Origin of the sequence: Streptomyces paludis, assembly GCF_003344965.1 — a bacterium.
Lineage (GTDB): Bacteria > Actinomycetota > Actinomycetes > Streptomycetales > Streptomycetaceae > Streptomyces > Streptomyces paludis.
In genome coordinates, this window is the sequence record NZ_CP031194.1 from 1,551,342 (window position 1) to 1,567,822 (window position 16,481).

At 72.4% G+C, this 16,481-nt stretch carries 13 protein-coding genes; 7 read left to right on the forward strand and 6 right to left on the reverse strand.

What is annotated here, in order from left to right; translation table 11 throughout:
* Positions 1 to 48: 48 nt before the first annotated feature.
* Positions 49 to 1,848, forward strand: coding sequence for a murein biosynthesis integral membrane protein MurJ (gene murJ / locus DVK44_RS06750; RefSeq protein WP_408055294.1), 1,800 nt, complete (start codon positions 49 to 51; stop codon positions 1,846 to 1,848).
* A gap of 122 nt (positions 1,849 to 1,970) precedes the next feature.
* On the opposite strand, the gene DVK44_RS06755 is transcribed toward murJ, so the two are convergent.
* The 5 genes from DVK44_RS06755 to DVK44_RS06775 form a co-directional block, all read right to left on the reverse strand.
* Complete coding sequence (locus DVK44_RS06755) at positions 1,971 to 5,138, reverse strand: efflux RND transporter permease subunit (protein WP_114658810.1); 3,168 nt, start codon at positions 5,136 to 5,138, stop codon at positions 1,971 to 1,973.
* A 178-nt stretch (positions 5,139 to 5,316) separates the two neighbouring features.
* The gene (locus DVK44_RS06760; RefSeq protein WP_114658811.1) at positions 5,317 to 6,003 is read right to left on the reverse strand and encodes a response regulator; all 687 of its coding nucleotides are present in this window, start codon (positions 6,001 to 6,003) and stop codon (positions 5,317 to 5,319) included.
* Positions 6,000 to 7,298, reverse strand: coding sequence for a sensor histidine kinase (locus tag DVK44_RS06765; protein WP_181957415.1), 1,299 nt, complete (start codon positions 7,296 to 7,298; stop codon positions 6,000 to 6,002). The genes DVK44_RS06760 and DVK44_RS06765 overlap by 4 nt, the downstream gene beginning before the upstream one ends.
* A 188-nt stretch (positions 7,299 to 7,486) precedes the next feature.
* Entirely contained in the window at positions 7,487 to 7,768 is a 282-nt protein-coding gene (pspAA, locus tag DVK44_RS06770) for a PspA-associated protein PspAA (protein ID WP_114658813.1), read from the reverse strand.
* Between the two features lie 9 nt (positions 7,769 to 7,777).
* Positions 7,778 to 8,569, reverse strand: a complete 792-nt coding sequence (locus tag DVK44_RS06775; RefSeq protein ID WP_181957416.1) for a PspA/IM30 family protein — start codon at positions 8,567 to 8,569, stop codon at positions 7,778 to 7,780.
* Positions 8,570 to 8,875: 306 nt separating this feature from the next.
* Here DVK44_RS06775 and DVK44_RS06780 point away from each other — a divergent pair, with 306 nt between their 5' ends.
* The 4 genes from DVK44_RS06780 to DVK44_RS06795 all read left to right on the forward strand — a co-directional run bounded on the left by DVK44_RS06780 (position 8,876) and on the right by DVK44_RS06795 (position 13,580).
* Positions 8,876 to 9,472, forward strand: coding sequence for a DUF3043 domain-containing protein (locus DVK44_RS06780; protein ID WP_114658814.1), 597 nt, complete (start codon positions 8,876 to 8,878; stop codon positions 9,470 to 9,472).
* A gap of 50 nt (positions 9,473 to 9,522) precedes the next feature.
* Positions 9,523 to 10,266, forward strand: a complete 744-nt coding sequence (locus DVK44_RS06785; protein ID WP_408055389.1) for a class I SAM-dependent methyltransferase — start codon at positions 9,523 to 9,525, stop codon at positions 10,264 to 10,266.
* A 90-nt stretch (positions 10,267 to 10,356) separates the two neighbouring features.
* On the forward strand, positions 10,357 to 12,198 hold the full coding sequence (locus tag DVK44_RS06790) for an ABC transporter ATP-binding protein (protein WP_114658815.1): 1,842 nt from the start codon (positions 10,357 to 10,359) through the stop codon (positions 12,196 to 12,198).
* 293 nt (positions 12,199 to 12,491) lie between these two features.
* Positions 12,492 to 13,580 carry a S1C family serine protease gene (locus DVK44_RS06795; protein ID WP_114658816.1) on the forward strand — a complete coding sequence of 363 codons (1,089 nt, stop codon included), beginning with the start codon at positions 12,492 to 12,494 and terminating at the stop codon, positions 13,578 to 13,580.
* A gap of 94 nt (positions 13,581 to 13,674) precedes the next feature.
* On the opposite strand, the gene DVK44_RS06800 is transcribed toward DVK44_RS06795, so the two are convergent.
* Positions 13,675 to 13,884, reverse strand: coding sequence for a hypothetical protein (locus DVK44_RS06800; RefSeq protein WP_114658817.1), 210 nt, complete (start codon positions 13,882 to 13,884; stop codon positions 13,675 to 13,677).
* Between the two features lie 93 nt (positions 13,885 to 13,977).
* On the opposite strand from DVK44_RS06800, the gene DVK44_RS06805 reads away from it, so the two are divergent.
* Positions 13,978 to 15,234, forward strand: a complete 1,257-nt coding sequence (locus DVK44_RS06805; protein WP_114658818.1) for a bifunctional adenosylcobinamide kinase/adenosylcobinamide-phosphate guanylyltransferase — start codon at positions 13,978 to 13,980, stop codon at positions 15,232 to 15,234.
* A 93-nt stretch (positions 15,235 to 15,327) separates the two neighbouring features.
* Positions 15,328 to 16,419 (forward strand): nicotinate-nucleotide--dimethylbenzimidazole phosphoribosyltransferase, encoded by a 1,092-nt coding sequence (cobT, locus tag DVK44_RS06810; RefSeq protein WP_114658819.1) that lies wholly within the window; start codon positions 15,328 to 15,330, stop codon positions 16,417 to 16,419.
* Positions 16,420 to 16,481 lie beyond the last annotated feature (62 nt).

Sequence of the window (16,481 nt, forward strand, 5' to 3'; positions counted from 1 at the left end):
GCCGCCGTACGCACCCGCACGCGGTCTCGTACCCGCTCACTCAATGGCATGGTGTGTCGGCACAAACGATCACGCGTGAGCGAGCGAGCGAGGCAGGAAATGAGCACGTCCAGCACACCCGGCGCAGCCGGCACGGCCAGCACGGCCAGCACGGCCCACGATCAGAACAGCGCGCAACCGGGCGGGGCCTTACGCTCCGACAGCGCCGGCAAAGGATCCTCCAGCCTCCTGAAGTCCAGCGCCCTCATGGCCGCCGGCACGATCGTCTCCCGTATCACCGGGTTCCTGCGCACCCTCGTGATGGCCACCGCCATCGGTGTCGGCGCGCTCAACGACTCGTACCAGGTCGCCAATGTCCTGCCCACCATGATCTACGTGCTGGTCGGCGGCGGCGCGCTCAACGCCGTGTTCGTGCCGCAGCTCGTACGGGCCATGAAGCGGGACGACGACGGGGGCGAGGCGTACGCCAACCGGCTCTTCACGCTGGTCATCACCGGGCTGGCGGTGGTCACGGCGCTCGGGGTGCTGGCGGCCCCGCTGCTCGTGCGGATGATGTCGCCGGACATCGCCTCCGATCCGGAGCGCATGGCCATCACGGTGACCTTCGCGCGGTACTGCCTGCCCACCATGTTCTTCATGGGCGCGCATGTGGTGCTCGGGCAGATCCTGAACGCCCGGGGCCGGTTCGGCGCGATGATGTGGACCCCGGTCCTCAACAACCTCGTGACGATCGCCACGTTCGCCGGATTCATCTGGGCCTTCGGCGCCTTCACCGAGTCCGGCGTCGGCCCCTCGACCGTCACCCCCGGGGCCGTGCGGCTGCTCGGGCTCGGCACACTGCTCGGGCTCGCCGTGCAGGCGCTGGCGATGCTGCCGTATCTGCGCGGTGCCGGTTTCCGGCTCCGGCCGCGCTTCGACTTCCGGGGGCACGGGCTCGGCAAGGCCATGGGGCTGGCGAAGTGGACGCTGGCCTTTGTGCTGGCCAACCAGGCCGGTCTGGTGGTGGTCACCCAACTGGCCACCGAGGCGGGCTCGCTGGCCGAGCGGGCCGGTTACCCGGGGTCGGGGATCACGGCATACAACTACGCGCTGCTGCTCTGGCAGATGCCGCAGGCCATCATCACCGTGTCGGTGATGACCGCCGTACTGCCCCGGATCTCGCGCGCCGCCCACGACGACGACACGGCGGCCATACGGGACGACATCTCGTCCGGGCTGCGGACCTCCGCCGTCGCCATCGTGCCGTGCGCGTTCGCCTTCCTGGCGCTGGGCGTACCGATGGCGACGCTGCTGTACGCGGGGTCCGGCGCGGAGGGGGCGCGGGGGATCGGGTACGTCCTGATGGCCTTCGGCCTCGGGCTCGTTCCGTACTCGGTGCAGTACGTGGTGCTGCGCGGTTTCTACGCGTACGAGGACACCCGCACGCCCTTCTACAACACGGTGATCGTCGCCGTGGTCAACGCGTCCGCCTCCGCCCTGTGCTTCGTCCTCCTGCCGGCGCGCTGGGCCGTCGCCGGGATGGCCGCCTCGTACGGTCTGGCCTTCGCGGTCGGGGTCGGGGTCGCCTGGCGGCGGCTGCGCAAGCGGCTGGGCGGGGATCTGGACGGCTCGCGCGTCGTACGTACGTATGTACGGCTGATCGTGGCGTCGGCGCCCGCGGCCTTCGCCGCCTGGAGCGCGGCCCGCGCGGTGACCGGCGAGCTGGGCGACGGCGCCGGGGGTTCGGCCGTGGCGCTGGCGGCGGGCGGGGCGGTACTGGCGGTGGTCTTCCTGGGGCTCGCCCGGCTGATGCGGCTGCCGGAACTCGACGCGCTGATGGGCGCGGTACGCGGCCGCCTGGGGCGCTGAGCCCCCGCTCCACGCCAACGCCCCGGTACGGACCTCGCTTTCGGTCCGTACCGGGGCGTTCGGCTTCCGCTTCGGCTTCGGCTCAGCCTTCGGCCTCCGCTTCCGCTTCCGCCGGGTGGCGGTTACGCGTTGACCGGCTCCTGGTCCGGCTCCGTCGCGGGGGCCCCGGCGGCCGGGGTCTCCTTGGCGGCGCGCTTCGCGGCCTTCTTGTCGGCGCGGCGCTCCTTGCGGAGTTCGACCATCGCGTAGAGCGTCGGTACGAGCAGCAGCGTCAGGACCGTGGAGGTCGTGAGGCCGCCGATGACGACCACCGCCAGGGGCTGGCCGATGAAGCCGCCCTCACCGGTGACGCCGAGGGCCATCGGCACCAGCGCGCAGATGGTGGCCAGGGCGGTCATCAGGATCGGGCGCAGCCGGTGCCGGCCGCCCTCGATGACGGCTTCGACGATGCCGAAGCCCTGGGCCCGGTACTGGTTGATCAGGTCGATCAGCACGATCGCGTTGGTCACGACGATGCCGATGAGCATCAGCATGCCGATCATCGCCGGGACGCCCATCGCGGTGCCCGTGATCAGCAGCAGTCCGATCGCGCCGGTCGCCGCGAACGGGACCGAGACGAGCAGGATCAGCGGCTGGATCAGCGAGCGGAAGGTGGCGACGAGGAGCATGAAGACGATCGCGATGGCGGCCAGCATGGCGAGGCCGAGCTTCACGAAGGCGTCGTTCTGGTCCTCGGAGACACCGCCGATGGAGGCGCTCGCGCCGTCCGGGAGCTTCAGCGAGTCGATCTTCGAGGCCAGCGCGGTGGAGACCGCGCCGGTGTTGTCGCTGGTCGGCCGGGCCGTGATGGTGGCTGCGCGGGCACCGTCGATCCGGGTCATGGAGACGGGTCCGGGGACCAGCTCCACATCGGCGATCTGGCCGAGCTTCACGGGGCCGAGCGGCAGGGCCTTCAGCTCGGCCATGGTGGTGGCCGGCTCGGCGGAGGTGATGACGACATTGCGCTCGGTGTCGTCCAGCATCGCGCGGGCGGCGGTGGTGCCGCGTACGGCCTGGCCGACGGCCGCGCCGAGGGTGGCGTCGTTGAATCCGGCGTCCGCGGCCTTGGAGTTGGCCGTGACGGAGATACGCGGGACGGACTGCGACAGGTCGCTCTGGACGTCGGTGACGTCGTCGAGCTTCTTCACGGCGGCCTGGACCTGGTCGGCGGCCTCGCGCAGGGTGTCCGGGTCGGACGCCTTGACGACGACGCTGAGGTCCTGGCTGCCGAAGCCGTCACCGGCGGCGATGGTGGTGTCGCCGATGCCGTCGAGACCGGCCAGCTTCTTCTCGATCTCGTGCTGGGCGGACTCGTAGTCCTTGGCGTCCTTCAGGGTGATCTGGTACGACGCCTGGTTGGCGCCCGTACCGCCGCCGAAGGCCGCCATGAAGCCGGAGGAGCCGATGGTGACCTGGTAGTCCTTGATGGCCGGGACGGTCTTGAGGACCTCCTCGACCTTTCCGGCGGCGGCGTCGGCCGCGTCCAGGCTGGTGCCCGGCTCCAGCTTCTGCTTGATGGTGAGGACTTCCTGCTCGCCCTGGTCGAAGAAGTTGGTCTTCAGGAAGGGCACCATGCCGAAGGTGCCGAGCAGAACGGCGACCGCGATACCGGCGCTCATGAGGCGGCGGCGGGTGGCGAACTGGAGCACCGGCACGTAGAAGCGCTGGAGACGGCTCTGCGTCTCCTTCTCCTCGGCCAGCCGGCGCGCCTCCTCGGCGTCGACGCCGTCCGTGTCCGCCGGGGCCCGCAGGAACCAGAAGGAGAGGACGGGGACGACGGTCAGCGAGACGAGCAGCGAGGCGAGCAGCGCCGCCGTGACGGTCAGCGAGAAGGAGCCGAAGAGCGCGCCGACCATGCCGCCGACGAGACCGATCGGCAGGAACACCGCGACGGTGGTCAGGGTGGAGGCGGTGATCGCGCCCGCGACCTCCTTGACGGCGGTGAGGATGGCGGCCTCGCGCTCCTCGCCGTAGCCGAGGTGCCGCTTGATGTTCTCCAGGACGACGATCGAGTCGTCCACGACGCGGCCGATCGCGATGGTCAGCGCGCCGAGGGTGAGCATGTTGAGCGACAGGTCGCGCGTCCACAGCACGATCAGCGCCAGCAGGATGGAGAGCGGGATGGAGACCGCGGTGACGATCGTGGAGCGGATCGAGGCCAGGAAGACCAGGATCACGAGGACCGCGAAGACCAGGCCGAGCGCGCCCTCGGTGGTGAGCCCGGAGATGGCCTTGGAGACGGCGGGGCCCTGGTCGCTGACGACGGTGAGGGTGGCGCCGGAGCCGAGGTCCTTGCGCAGCTCGGGCAGCTTGTCCTTGACGGCGTCGGAGATGGCGACGGCGCTGCCGTCCTTGTCCATCGTGGCCATGACGGCGAGGCTGGGCTTGCCGTTCGTCCGGGTCAGGGACGTCGCGGGGGCCGGCTGCTGCTCGACGGTGGCGATGTCCGCGAGACGGACGGCCTTGGGGGCGTCGGTCTGACCCGCGCCGCCCGCGCCCGCGCCGGCCGGGGGCGCGATACGCAGGTCCTTGATCTGCTGGAGCGAGGTGAACCCGCCGCCGACCTGGACCGTACGGCTCTTGCCGTCCTCGGTGAACGAACCGGCGGGCAGTGCGGCGCCGCCGGCCCGGAGCGCCTCGGCGAGCGTCATGGTGTTGAGGCCCGCGGCGGCGAGCTTCCTGTCGTCCGGGGTGACGGCGACCTGGAGTTCACGGACGCCGTCGACGGTGACCTGGCCGACGCCGGAGATGTCCTGGAGCGCGGGGACGACCGTACGGTCCAGCTGTGCGGCGAGCGCCTGCTGGTCCTTGTCGGAGGTGACGGCGAGGACGACGGTCGGGATGTCGTCCGTCGAGCCGGCGATGACCTGCGGGTCGACCTCGCTCGGGAGCTGGGACCTGGCGCGGTTCACGGCCTGCTGGACATCGGCGACGAGCTGCTTGGTGTTCTCACCGCCGAAGTCGAAGCTGGCCATGATGATGGCGCTGCCCTCGCTGGCCGTCGAGGTGATGCTCTCAAGGCCGTCGACGGCCTTGAGGGAGTTCTCCAGCGGCTCGATGACCTGCTTCTCGACCACATCGGGGGAGGCGCCCTGGTAGGGGGCGAGCACCGACACCATCGGCAGTTCGATGGAGGGCAGCAGCTGCTGCTTGAGCTGGGGTATCGCGATCGCGCCGAACACGATCGCGACGATCGACATCAGCCCTATCAGGGCCCGTTGCGCGAGGCTGAATTTGGACAGCCAGGACATTGGGGTCTCTCTTCTGTGGTGTACGCGGCAGGCAGAGGAGCGCTGCGCCTCTGGAAGCGACCGGCACATGGGGACGGTGCTGCTTATACGATCAGCCATCCGCGAGCCGGATCCGTCGCCCCCAGGTCCCCATTCTTTATCTGCCGCATACCGCGCCTGGAGTACGGCTCAGGTGCGCTCAGTCCACCCTCGGGCGTACCAGTCCCGACTCGTAGGCGATGACGACGAGTTGGGCGCGGTCCCGGGCGCCGAGCTTCGCCATGGCCCGGTTGACGTGCGTCTTTACGGTCAGTGGGCTGACCTGGAGGCGGCCCGCGATCTCGTCGTTGGACAGGCCGCCGGCGACCTGGACCAGCACTTCGCGCTCGCGCCCGGTCAGCGCGCTCAGCCGCTCGGTGTGGCCGCCGGGGTCGCGTTCGGCGGTGGCGCCGCCGCCCTGCGCGAGGAAGGTCGCGATCAGGCCCTTGGTCGCGGCCGGGGACAGCAGGGCGTCGCCCGCCGCCGCGATCCGGATGGCGCTGAGCAGCTCCTCGGGTTCGGCGCCCTTGCCGAGGAAGCCGGAGGCGCCGGCGCGCAGCGACTGCACCACGTACTCGTCGACCTCGAAGGTCGTCAGCATGACGACCCGTACACCGGCGAGGTCGGGGTCGGCGCTGATCGTACGAGTGGCGGCGAGGCCGTCCGTGCCGGGCATCCGGATGTCCATCAGGACGACGTCCGGGCGGGCGGAGCGGGCGAGGGCGACGGCCTCGGCGCCGTCGGCGGCCTCCCCGACGACCTCCATGTCGGGCTCGGAGTCCACCAGGACATGGAACGCGCTGCGCAGCAGCGTCTGGTCGTCGGCGAGCAGCACCCTGATCGTCATCTGGTCCCCCCGTGTGCCGCGCGGTCCGCGCGGTGGTCCGCGCGGTCGTCCACGCGGCCTTCGACGGGCAGTATCGCCTGGGTGCGGAAGCCGCCGCCGAAGCGGGGTCCGGCGGTGAGGGTGCCGCCGAGGGCGGTGACGCGCTCGCGCATGCCGATGAGACCGTGGCCGCCGCTGTCGGGGGCGGGCGTCCTCAGGTCGCCACCCACACCCCCGCCCGCGCCACCGTCGCCGCCGTTGTCGAGCACGGTGATCTCGACGGTGGATCCGATCCGTACGACGCTGACCTCGGCCTTCGCACCCGCACCCGCGTGCTTCCGCACGTTGGTCAGCGCCTCCTGGATGATCCGGTACGCGGCGAGATCGACGGCGGCGGGCAGTTCACGGCGCGGGCCGGGGCCGTCGACCAGGAACTCCACGGGCAGGCCCGCGTTGCGGAAGGTGTCGAGGAGCCCGTCGAGATGGGCGAGTCCGGGGGCGGGCTCGGTGGGGGCCGTGGGGTCGCCGGACTGGCGGAGCAGACCGACGGTGGCGCGCAGCTCGTTGAGCGCGGAGCGGCTCGCCTCCCGTACGTGCGCGAGCGCCTCCTTGGCCTGGTCGGGGCGCCGGTCCATGACATGCGAGGCGACACCGGCCTGCACATTGACCAGGGCGATGTGATGGGCGACGACATCGTGCAGGTCACGGGCGATACGCAGCCGCTCCTCGGCGACACGGCGGCGCGCCTCCTCCTCGCGGGTGCGTTCGGCGCGTTCGGCGCGCTCGCGGATGGCGTCGACAAAGGCGCGGCGGCTGCGGACGGCGTCCCCGGCGGCGCCGGCCATGCCGGCCCAGGCGAAGATCGCCAGATTCTCCTGGGCGTACCAGGGGGCGCTGCTGACGGCCATCGCGACCGCCGTGAGGACGGTCATGGTGGCGAGGCCGACCCGCCAGGTGGTGGGGCGGTCGGTGTGCGCGCCGACGGTGTAGAGCGCGATGACGGCGGTGATGACGGCGGGCGCGGGCGGGTGGAGGACGACCAGCCCGAGCAGGGTCAGCCCGGCGGTGCCCAGCAGTACGGGCATGGGCGCGCGGCGCCGGAAGACCAGCACGGCGGCGCTGAGCACCATGAGGAGCACCCCGAAGGGCTCGGGCGTACGGTTCCCGAAGACGGGTCCCTCGGGCCCGCCGTGGTCGGCGAACGACCCCACGATCATGCAGCAGAGCGCCCCGGCCGCCAGCACGGCGTCCGAAGCGAGGGGATGCGCGTGCGCCCGGTCCCGTGAGCGGGCGTACACCTCTCCGAGAGTCGTCACGTCTCGCAACGGTACGCGCCCCCCGCGCGGGCGTCCCCCGTACGAGTGCCCTGTGTGCCCGTGCCCCATGGGGGCCGGACGCGCGCGTGCCCCGCACCGGTGGGTGCGGGGCACGCGGAGTCGCTGGAGTGGAGTCCGGGTCCGCCCGGGCTTTCGGCCGCGGGTGTCCACGGGGTGTCTACGGGTGTCTACGGGGAGGGGATCAGGCCCTCGTCGTCGAGCATCTCGCGGACCTCTTCCATCGTCGCGCCGGGCGCCGGGAGGATCAGCTCGGACGGCTCCAGGGAGTCGTCCGGCAGCGGCTCGCCGAGTTCGCGGACCTTGTCCAGGAGCGCGTGCAGCGTGCGGCGGAAGCCGTCCGCGTCACCGTCCCTGACCTCGGCCAGCAGCTCGTCGTCCAGCTTGTCCAGCTCGGCGAAGTGGCTGTCCGCCAGCCTGACCTGGCCCTCCCCCATGATCCGTACGATCATGACGCGCCCCTACTGCTTGTCGAATTTGTTGGTCGACGGCTGGGCGTCCTGCGTGCCCGTACCGCCGGTGCCGCCCTCGATCGCCTGGGTCGACGAGCCGCCGGCCAGCTCCGCCTTCATGCGCTGAAGCTCCAGCTCGACGTCCGAGCCGCCGGAGATACGGTCCAGCTCGGCGGCGATGTCGTCCTTGGCCATGCCGGACTGGTCGTCCAGCGCGCCGGAGGCGAGCAGTTCGTCGATCGCGCCGGCCCGCGCCTGGAGCTGCGCGGTCTTGTCCTCGGCACGCTGGATGGCGAGGCCGACGTCGCCCATCTCCTCGGAGATACCGGAGAACGCCTCCCCGATCCGGGTCTGCGCCTGCGCGGCGGTGTAGGTCGCCTTGATGGTCTCCTTCTTCGTACGGAAGGCGTCGACCTTGGCCTGGAGGCGCTGGGCGGCGAGCGTCAGCTTCTCCTCCTCGCCCTGGAGCGTCTGGTGCTGTGTCTCCAGGTCGGTGACCTGCTGCTGGAGCGAGGCACGGCGAGACAGCGCCTCACGCGCCAGATCCTCCCGGCCGAGCGCCAGCGCCTTGCGGCCCTGGTCCTCCAGCTTGGACGACTGGCCCTGCAACTGGTTCAGCTGCAATTCGAGCCGCTTGCGGGACGTGGCCACATCGGCGACGCCCCGGCGCACCTTCTGAAGCAGCTCCAGCTGCTTCTGGTACGAGTAATCGAGGGTCTCGCGCGGATCCTCGGCCCGGTCAAGGGCCTTGTTGGCTTTCGCGCGGAAGATCATCCCCATACGCTTCATGACACCGCTCATGGGCTTCGCGCGCCCCCTTCTGACGGACTCCGGACTACAGCACTCCAACAGAACCCACAGTACGGGCCCTGCCTCTATTACCGCACTGTTCCAGCGCGGATGCGCTCCTCCCCAAGGACGAGTGACCTCCGCCGGACTCGGGCGGAGGGAGTAGACGACCACGGAGGACGATCAGGAAATACCGGGCGAATTCTGATCTTTCACCCGCGCTTTCCCTGTCTTCTTCCCGGAAGAGACGCAGGACGTTGCGGGATCGTTCCCCGCGGGGGTGGGGCCGAACCACGTCACCCCGTACCCTTGGGTTTTGTGTTCCGAAGCCGCTCCAAGGAAGAGAAGGCCACCGCCACCAAGGTGACGGCGGACCTCTCCACGCAGCCCCGCGACCCGCAGGCCCCCAAAGGCCGCCCGACCCCCAAGCGCAGTGAGGCCCAGTCGCAACGACGGCGCGCCTCGACGACGCCGACCGACCGCAAGACGGCCATGAAGCGCCAGCGCGAGGCCCGCCGGGAGGACCTGGCGCGCCAGCGCGAGGCACTGGCCAGCGGCGACGAGCGTTATCTGCCGGCCCGCGACAAGGGCCCGGTGCGCCGTTTCGTCCGCGACTTCGTGGACTCCCGGTTCGCCATCGCCGAGTTCTTCCTGCCGCTCGCCGTGGTGATCCTCGTGCTGAGCATGGTGCGGGTCGGCGCCCTCCAGAACATCGCGCTGCTGCTGTGGCTCGGTGTGATCGTGCTGATCATCATCGACTCGATCGGTATCTGGCTGCGGCTGAAGAAGCAGCTCGCCGAGCGCTTCCCGGACACCCCCAAGCGCGGCGCGGTGGCCTACGGCCTGATGCGTACGCTCCAGATGCGCCGACTGCGGCTGCCGAAGCCGCAGGTCAAGCGCGGAGAGCGGCTCTGAGCACGGAGGTCTCCGGCTTCTCGGCGGCCCGGGTCAACTGGCTGGCCGGGCTGGGCGGGCTCCGTAACGTCGTACGTCAGGAGCTGGTCGCGCGCCAGCTCGACGAGCAGATCGCCGCCCGCTTCCCGGTGGGACAGCGGCTGCGGGTGCTCGACGTCGGGATGGGTCAGGGCACCCAGGCCCTGCGTCTCGCCCGCGCCGGACACACCGTGACCGGCCTGGAGTCCGATCCCGGGATGCTGGCCACGGCACAGGCGGCGTTCGCCGACGAGCCCGCGGGCATACGCGAGCGGGTGCGGCTGATCGAGGGCGACGGCCTGGAGACCGGGGTCCACTTCCTGCCGGGCAGCTTCGACGTGGTGCTCTGCCACGGCGTGCTGATGTACGTCAACGAGCCGGACGCGATGCTGGCCGGGCTGGCCCGGATGCTGGCGCCGGGCGGACTGCTGTCCCTGCTCGTACGGAACGGTGACGCGCTGTCCCTGCGGCCGGGGCTGGCCGGGGACTGGCCTCAGGCGCTGGAGGCGTTCGACTCCGCCACGTACACCAACCGGCTGGGCCTGCGGGTCCGGGCGGACCGGCTGGAGTCGCTCACGGCGACCCTCGCGGGGATCGCCGCGCCGCTGCACGCCTGGTACGGCGTACGGGTCTTCACGGACGGCGCCGCGGGAGACGTGGAGCCGCCGACGGGCGAGGAGCTGGAGCGGTTGCTGACGGCGGAGGACCGGGCGGGCCGGCTGGAGCCGTACCGCAGGGTGGCGGCGCTGCTGCATCTGTGCGGAGTCCGTGGCTGAGAGCGTTAAAGCGGAGTCCGTGGCTGAGATCGCCGGAAACCGGGCCGGTTCTCTGTCAGGCGCGGGGCGCTTTTCCGCGTCCTCACTGAAATGAGCGGCACAGAAGCGGTCGGCGTCGACGCCGGCCCGAACGAGACAAGCGCGCCCGCGGCCGGCGCGCGGGAGACACCTCAGCTGCCCGCCCGGGAGACCTGGGCGGCCCTCTACCGGCACTTCCGGCCGCACCGCGGGACGGTGGCCCTCGGCGCGCTGCTGGCGCTGATCGGCACGGCGACCGGACTGGCCCAGCCGCTCGCGGCGAAGGCCCTGGTCGACCGGCTCGGCGACGACGGCTCGATCACCGGGGTCCTGCTGCTGCTCACCGGGCTGGTGGTGTTCGGTACGGCGGTCCAGGCGCTGGGCTCGTATCTGCTGGAGCGGACCGCCGAGTCCGTGGTGCTGGCCGCCCGGCGCACCCTGATAGGGCGGCTGCTGCGGCTGCGGCTCCCCGAGGTGGAGCGGACGCAGCCCGGCGATCTGATGTCCCGGGTCACCTCGGACACCACCCTGCTGCGCGCGGTGACGACCCAGTCGATCGTCTCGGCGGCGACCGGCAGTCTGGCCTTCCTGGCGACGATCACCCTGATGGGGCTGATGGATCCGGTGCTGCTGGGCGTCACGCTCGGGGTGATCGTGGTGATCGGCGCCGCCGTGGCGCTGGTGATGCCGAGGATCTCGCGGGCGGCGAAGCGGTCCCAGGAGGCGGTCGGCCATATCTCCGCGGTGCTGGAACGGGCCTTCGGGGCGTTCCGTACGGTCAAGGCGTCGGGCGCGGAGGACCGCGAGACGGCGGTGGTGGAGACGGCGGCCCGGGACGCCTGGCTGCACGGGGTGACGGCGGCCAAGTGGCAGACGGTGGCCGGGGCTTCGGTCGGGCTGGCCGTGCAGGTGTCGTTCCTGGCGGTGCTGGGAGTGGGCGGGGCGCGGGTGGCGTCGGGGGCGATCTCCGTGTCGACGCTGGTGGCCTTCCTGCTGTTCCTGTTCTATCTGATCGACCCGGTGTCGAGTCTGGTGGGCGCGGTGACGCAGTACCAGGTGGGTACGGCGGCGGTGGCCAGGATCGTGGAGGCGGAGCGGCTGGAGACCGAGGCGCTGGAGACCGGGACGCTGGAGACCGGGACGGCGGACGCCCGGCCGCAGGCCTCCCGTAAACCCGCTTCGATCGTCTTCGACGACGTCTCCTTCCGCTACCGCGACGATCTCCCGTACGTCCACAGCGGTGTCTCCTTCGAGGTGCCCGGCCCCGGTATGACGGCCTTCGTCGGCCCGTCCGGCGCGGGCAAGACGACGGTCTTCGGGCTGGTGGAGCGGTTCTACGAGCCGGCCGGCGGCCGGATCCTGATCGACGGGCGGGACATCCGCGAACTGCCGCTCGCCGAACTGCGCGCCGCCATCGGCTATGTCGAACAGGACTCCCCCGTGCTGGCCGGGACGCTGCGCGAGAACCTCGTCTTCGCCGCGCCGGACGCCTCCGACGACGAGATCCGGCAGGTGCTCGTACGCGCCAGGCTCGACACGCTGGTCGAACGGCTGCCCGACGGGCTCGACACGCTCGTCGGCCACCGCGGCTCCAAGCTATCGGGCGGCGAGCGGCAGCGGGTGGCGATCGCGCGGGCGCTGCTGCGCCGGCCCCGGCTGCTGCTCCTCGACGAGGCGACGTCACAGCTGGACGCGGTCAACGAGATGGCGCTGCGGGACGTGGTCGCGGAGGTGGCCCAGGAGGTCACCGTGCTGGTGGTGGCGCACCGGCTGTCGACGGTGACGCTGGCGGACCGGATCGTGGTGATGGACGCGGGGCGGGTCCGGGCCGTGGGCACGCACGAGGAGCTGGTGGCGGGGGACGCGCTGTACGGGGAGCTGGCGGCGACGCAGTTCCTGGCGGCGGCGCGCTGAGGCGGCGCGGGGGCGAGGGCGTGTTTCGAAAGTAGCGCCGTCCGCCCGCAGGGCGGGCCTGGCGGCGTCTGGTGCGTGCGATCGCAAGGCGGAGGGTCGCCCCAGTACTGGACGTACTGGGGTGATCCCGACAACGCGGCGAGCGTGCGTGCCAGGCGTCGCCAGGCAGGCGGGACTTTCGAAACACGCCCTAGGCGTCGCTGAACGTCCCGCCTCCGCGCCGGCCCGTCCCGACCCCCTGATCGGCGGCGTACCGCAGGCCACCCCATGGGGACAAACGGGATACTCCGGGCATGACTGCTTCTCTTCGCCGCCGCGCGCTCCGGATCCCGTCGGCCCTGACCGCCGCGGCCTGTCTGGCCGCACTGGTGGGCGGCTGCTCCGGCTCCGCCGCCCCGGGCTCCGGTACGTCGCTGTCCCACGCCGTTCCGAAGGCCGCCGGGGTCGAGCGGCGCGCGGGCGACGATCTCCAGACGTCCTACGAGACGGTGATCAAGGACGTACTGCCGTCGGTCGTGCAGATCGAGTCGGGGGACAGCCTGGGCTCGGGCATCGTCTACGACGCGCGGGGCCATATCGTCACCAACGCCCATGTGGTGGACCGGCAGCGGACGTTCACGGTGACCGTGGCCAACAGTGAGCAGCCGCTGCGGGCGACGCTCGTCTCCAGCTATCCGCAGCAGGATCTCGCCGTGATCAAGCTCGACTCCGTGCCGAGCGGGCTGCGGGCCGCGAAGTTCGGGGACACGTCGAAGGTCGCGGTGGGGCAGATCGTGCTGGCGATGGGGTCACCGCTGGGGCTCTCCGGCAGCGTCACCCAGGGCATCGTCTCGGCCGTCGGACGGACCGTCAGCGAGGGCTCGACGGGCGGCGGTACGGGCGCCACGATCCCCAACATGGTGCAGACCTCGGCCGCCATCAACCCGGGCAACAGCGGGGGCGCGCTGGTCGATCTGGACGGGCAGGTCATCGGCATCCCGACCCTCGCGGCGGCCGACCCCCAGCTGGGCAGCGGCGCGGCGCCCGGGATCGGCTTCGCCATCCCGGTCTCCATGGTGCGGACGGTCGCCGACCAGATCATCAAGAACGGCCGGGTCACCGACTCGGGCCGGGCCGCCCTGGGCATCACGGGCCGTACGGTCCTGGGCGCCGACCTCCAGCCGTCCGGCGTCGCGGTCGTCGAGACCGTCCCGGGCGGCGCGGCGGCCGGGGCGGGGATCCGGTCCGGCGACATCATCACGAAGGTGGACGGCGCGGCGGTGACTTCGATCGAATCGCTCTCGGAGCTGCTCGCGGCGGACCGGCCGGGGCAGCGGGTCAAGGTGACGTTCAGCCGGTCCGGGACGGCGAAGACGGTCGAGGCGACACTCGGTGAGATGTGAAACGGGGCGCCGGCCCGGAGCGCGGAACGGCGCCCGCGTACCCCTCGTACGAGAGAGTGCGCGGGCGCCGTTCCGTTCTCGGGGGCCGGACCCGTCAGTCCCCCTCGGCGCGCAGGCTCATCGGGCCGTAGATCTTGCTGCCGTCCTCGAAGAGCGTGACCTGTTCGGCGCCCCCGCCGAGCAGGTCCTTCCACGCCTCACCGACCCATGACTCGGCGTCCCCCTGCGTGGTGAACTCCTCCGGCTCCACCGCCGGGGGGACCTCCGTCCCGTCGGCCTTCTCGAACCGCCACGTCCACGCCATGTGCGCCTCCCGGATCCCGCGGAACTGATCGATTTCCTGCCCGCAGCGTAGCCGGGCGCGCACCGTGAGCGGTGACGCGGGAGGATCGTCTCCGTGGAACTGACTCTGCTCGGCACCGGAGCCCCCGCCGGGCTCCCCCGCCCCGACTGCCCGTGCGCCGCGTGCGCGACCGCCCGCGGTACCCGGGCCCGCGCCGCCACCTCGCTGCTGGTGGACGGCGTCCTGCTGCTGGACCTGACCCCGGGGGCGCCGCTCGCCGCCGCCCGCGCCGGGCATTCGCTGGCCGGGGTGCGGCAGGTGCTGCTCACCCATCCGCACGACGGGCCCGCCGTGGAGCTGCCCGCCGGGCTGCCGGCCGCAGGCCGGGTGGCGGACGGCCGGGTGCTAACGCTGCTGGGCGGGCACCGGGTGCGGGCCGTGCCGATGGACGCGCCGGGCACCGGGTACGAGGTGACGGCGCCCGGCGGCGAGCGGCTGCTCTACCTGCCGCCGGGCGGCGCGCCCGCCGGGGTGCCGGCCGGGGTGCCGGCCGGGGCCAACGGCCATGGCCGGGGCGCTCCGCCGCCGGCCGTGACCGCCGCGTACGACATGGTCGCCGCGGATGTCACCGGGCGGCCCGACGCGGTGGCCCGGCTGCGCGCGGCCGGGGCGATCGGGCCCGCGACCGATCTCGTCGCCGTCCATCTGGACCACGATGTGCCGCCCGGCGCCGAGCTGGACCGGCGCCTCGCGGCGGCGGGCGCGCGGGCGGTGCCGGACGGGACGACGCTGACGGTGGGCGCGTACCACCCCGTACCGGAGGTGCCGCGCCGCACGCTGGTGACCGGAGGGGCGCGTTCCGGGAAGTCCTGGGAGGCCGAGCGGCGGCTCGCCGCGTTCCCCGACGTGCTGTACGTGGCGACGGGCGGCGGGCGCGACGGCGACCCGGAGTGGGACGCGCGGGTCCGGCTGCACCGCGAGCGCCGGCCGGCGTCCTGGCGTACGACGGAGACGTGCGACCTCGTACCGCTGCTGCGCGTGGACGGGCCGCCGCTGCTGATCGACTGTCTGTCGCTGTGGCTGACGGACGCCATGGACCGGGCGAACGCGTGGTCGGCCGACTCGACCGCGTGGGCGGCGGGCGGTGAGAAGGCGCTGCGCGAGCGGACGGCCGAACTGGCGCGCGCGGTACGGGAGACCGGCCGCACGGTCGTCGCGGTGACCAACGAGGTGGGCGGCGGGGTGGTCCCGGCGACGCTCTCGGGCCGCCGCTTCCGCGACGAACTGGGCCGGCTGAACGCGGCGGTGGCGGCGGAGTGCGAGCAGGTGCTGCTGGTGGTCGCGGGACAGGCGCTGCCGCTGCGGGGGTGAGGGTGGCCGGAAGCCGACAGGGCCCGGCGCGACGGCCGCCCTCTCCCGGGAGGACCCGGGAGAACACCGGGAACGGGACGGTACTGTCGGCGGATGAGTTCGCTTAATCTCGACGACTTCTCCGATCTGATCGAGCGCCCCGACAGCGGTACGCGGCGTGACGCCGAGGAACGCCGGGAGCGGCTGACCGTGCCGCCCGGGTCGCTCGGGCGCCTCGACGAGCTGGGCGAGTGGCTGGCCGCCGCCCAGGGCGCCGTACCGGTCAAGGCCCTGAAGCAGCCGCGGGTGGTGCTGTTCGCCGGGGACCACGGGGTGGCCTCGCTCGATGTGTCGGGCCGCCCCGCGGGCTCCGCGCACCGGCTGGTGCGTGCCGCGCTGGAGGGCGAGAGCCCCGTCGCGGTGCTGGCCCGGCTGGCGGATGTGCCCGTACGGATCGTGGACGCCGGGCTGGACTGCGATCCCTCGCTCCTGCCCGACGAGGTCGTACGCCACCGGGTGCGGCGCGGCAGCGGGCGGATCGACATCGAGGACGCGCTGACCGCCACGGAGGCGGAGATGGCCGTCCGGCTGGGGATGGCGATCGCGGACGAGGAGGCCGACTCCGGTACGGATCTGGTCGTCCTGGGCGATCTGAGCGTCGGCGGCACCACGGCGGCGGCCACCCTGATCGCCGCGCTCTGCGGTACGGACGCCTCGGTGGTCACCGGGCGCGGCGGCGCGGGCATCGACGATCTGGCGTGGATGCGCAAGTGCGCGGCGGTACGGGACGCGCTGCGCCGGGCCCGGCCGGTCCTCGGTGACCAGCTGGAGCTGCTGGCGACGGTCGGCGGCGCGGATCTGGCCGCGATGACGGGCTTCCTGCTCCAGAGCGCGGTGCGGCGGATGCCGGTGATCCTGGACGGGGTGGTCTCGGCGGCGTGCGCGCTGGTGGGGCAGCGGGCGGCGTTCCGGGCGCCCGACTGGTGGCTGGCGGGCCAGCTGAGCGGTGAGCCGGCACAGGCGAAGGCGCTGGACCGGATGGCGCTCAACCCGCTGCTCGACCAGGGCGTCACTGTGGGGGAAGGGTCCGGGGCGCTCCTCGCGCTGCCGCTCGTACGGGCCGCCGCCGCGCTGGCGGCGGAGCTGCCGGAGAAGGCGGCGGAAGCGGCGGAGGAGGAGCCCGCGGAGCCGGTCACCACGGAGTGAGGCATCGGACGTGGCCACGCGGTGCGCGGCCACGTCATCCGTCGCCCAGTACGGAGCACGAT

Excerpts from the sequence above, each read along its gene's own strand:
- pspAA (WP_114658813.1), bottom strand. The coding sequence starts at position 7,768 with ATGATCGTACGGATCATGGGGGAGGGCCAGGTCAGGCTGGCGGACAGC.
- DVK44_RS06775 (WP_181957416.1), bottom strand. The coding sequence starts at position 8,569 with ATGAGCGGTGTCATGAAGCGTATGGGGATGATCTTCCGCGCGAAAGCC.
- DVK44_RS06790 (WP_114658815.1), top strand. The coding sequence starts at position 10,357 with ATGAGCGGCACAGAAGCGGTCGGCGTCGACGCCGGCCCGAACGAGACA.
- DVK44_RS06755 (WP_114658810.1), bottom strand. The coding sequence starts at position 5,138 with ATGTCCTGGCTGTCCAAATTCAGCCTCGCGCAACGGGCCCTGATAGGG.
- murJ (WP_408055294.1), top strand. The coding sequence starts at position 49 with ATGGTGTGTCGGCACAAACGATCACGCGTGAGCGAGCGAGCGAGGCAG.
- DVK44_RS06800 (WP_114658817.1), bottom strand. The coding sequence starts at position 13,884 with ATGGCGTGGACGTGGCGGTTCGAGAAGGCCGACGGGACGGAGGTCCCC.
- DVK44_RS06760 (WP_114658811.1), bottom strand. The coding sequence starts at position 6,003 with ATGACGATCAGGGTGCTGCTCGCCGACGACCAGACGCTGCTGCGCAGC.
- cobT (WP_114658819.1), top strand. The coding sequence starts at position 15,328 with ATGAGTTCGCTTAATCTCGACGACTTCTCCGATCTGATCGAGCGCCCC.
- DVK44_RS06795 (WP_114658816.1), top strand. The coding sequence starts at position 12,492 with ATGACTGCTTCTCTTCGCCGCCGCGCGCTCCGGATCCCGTCGGCCCTG.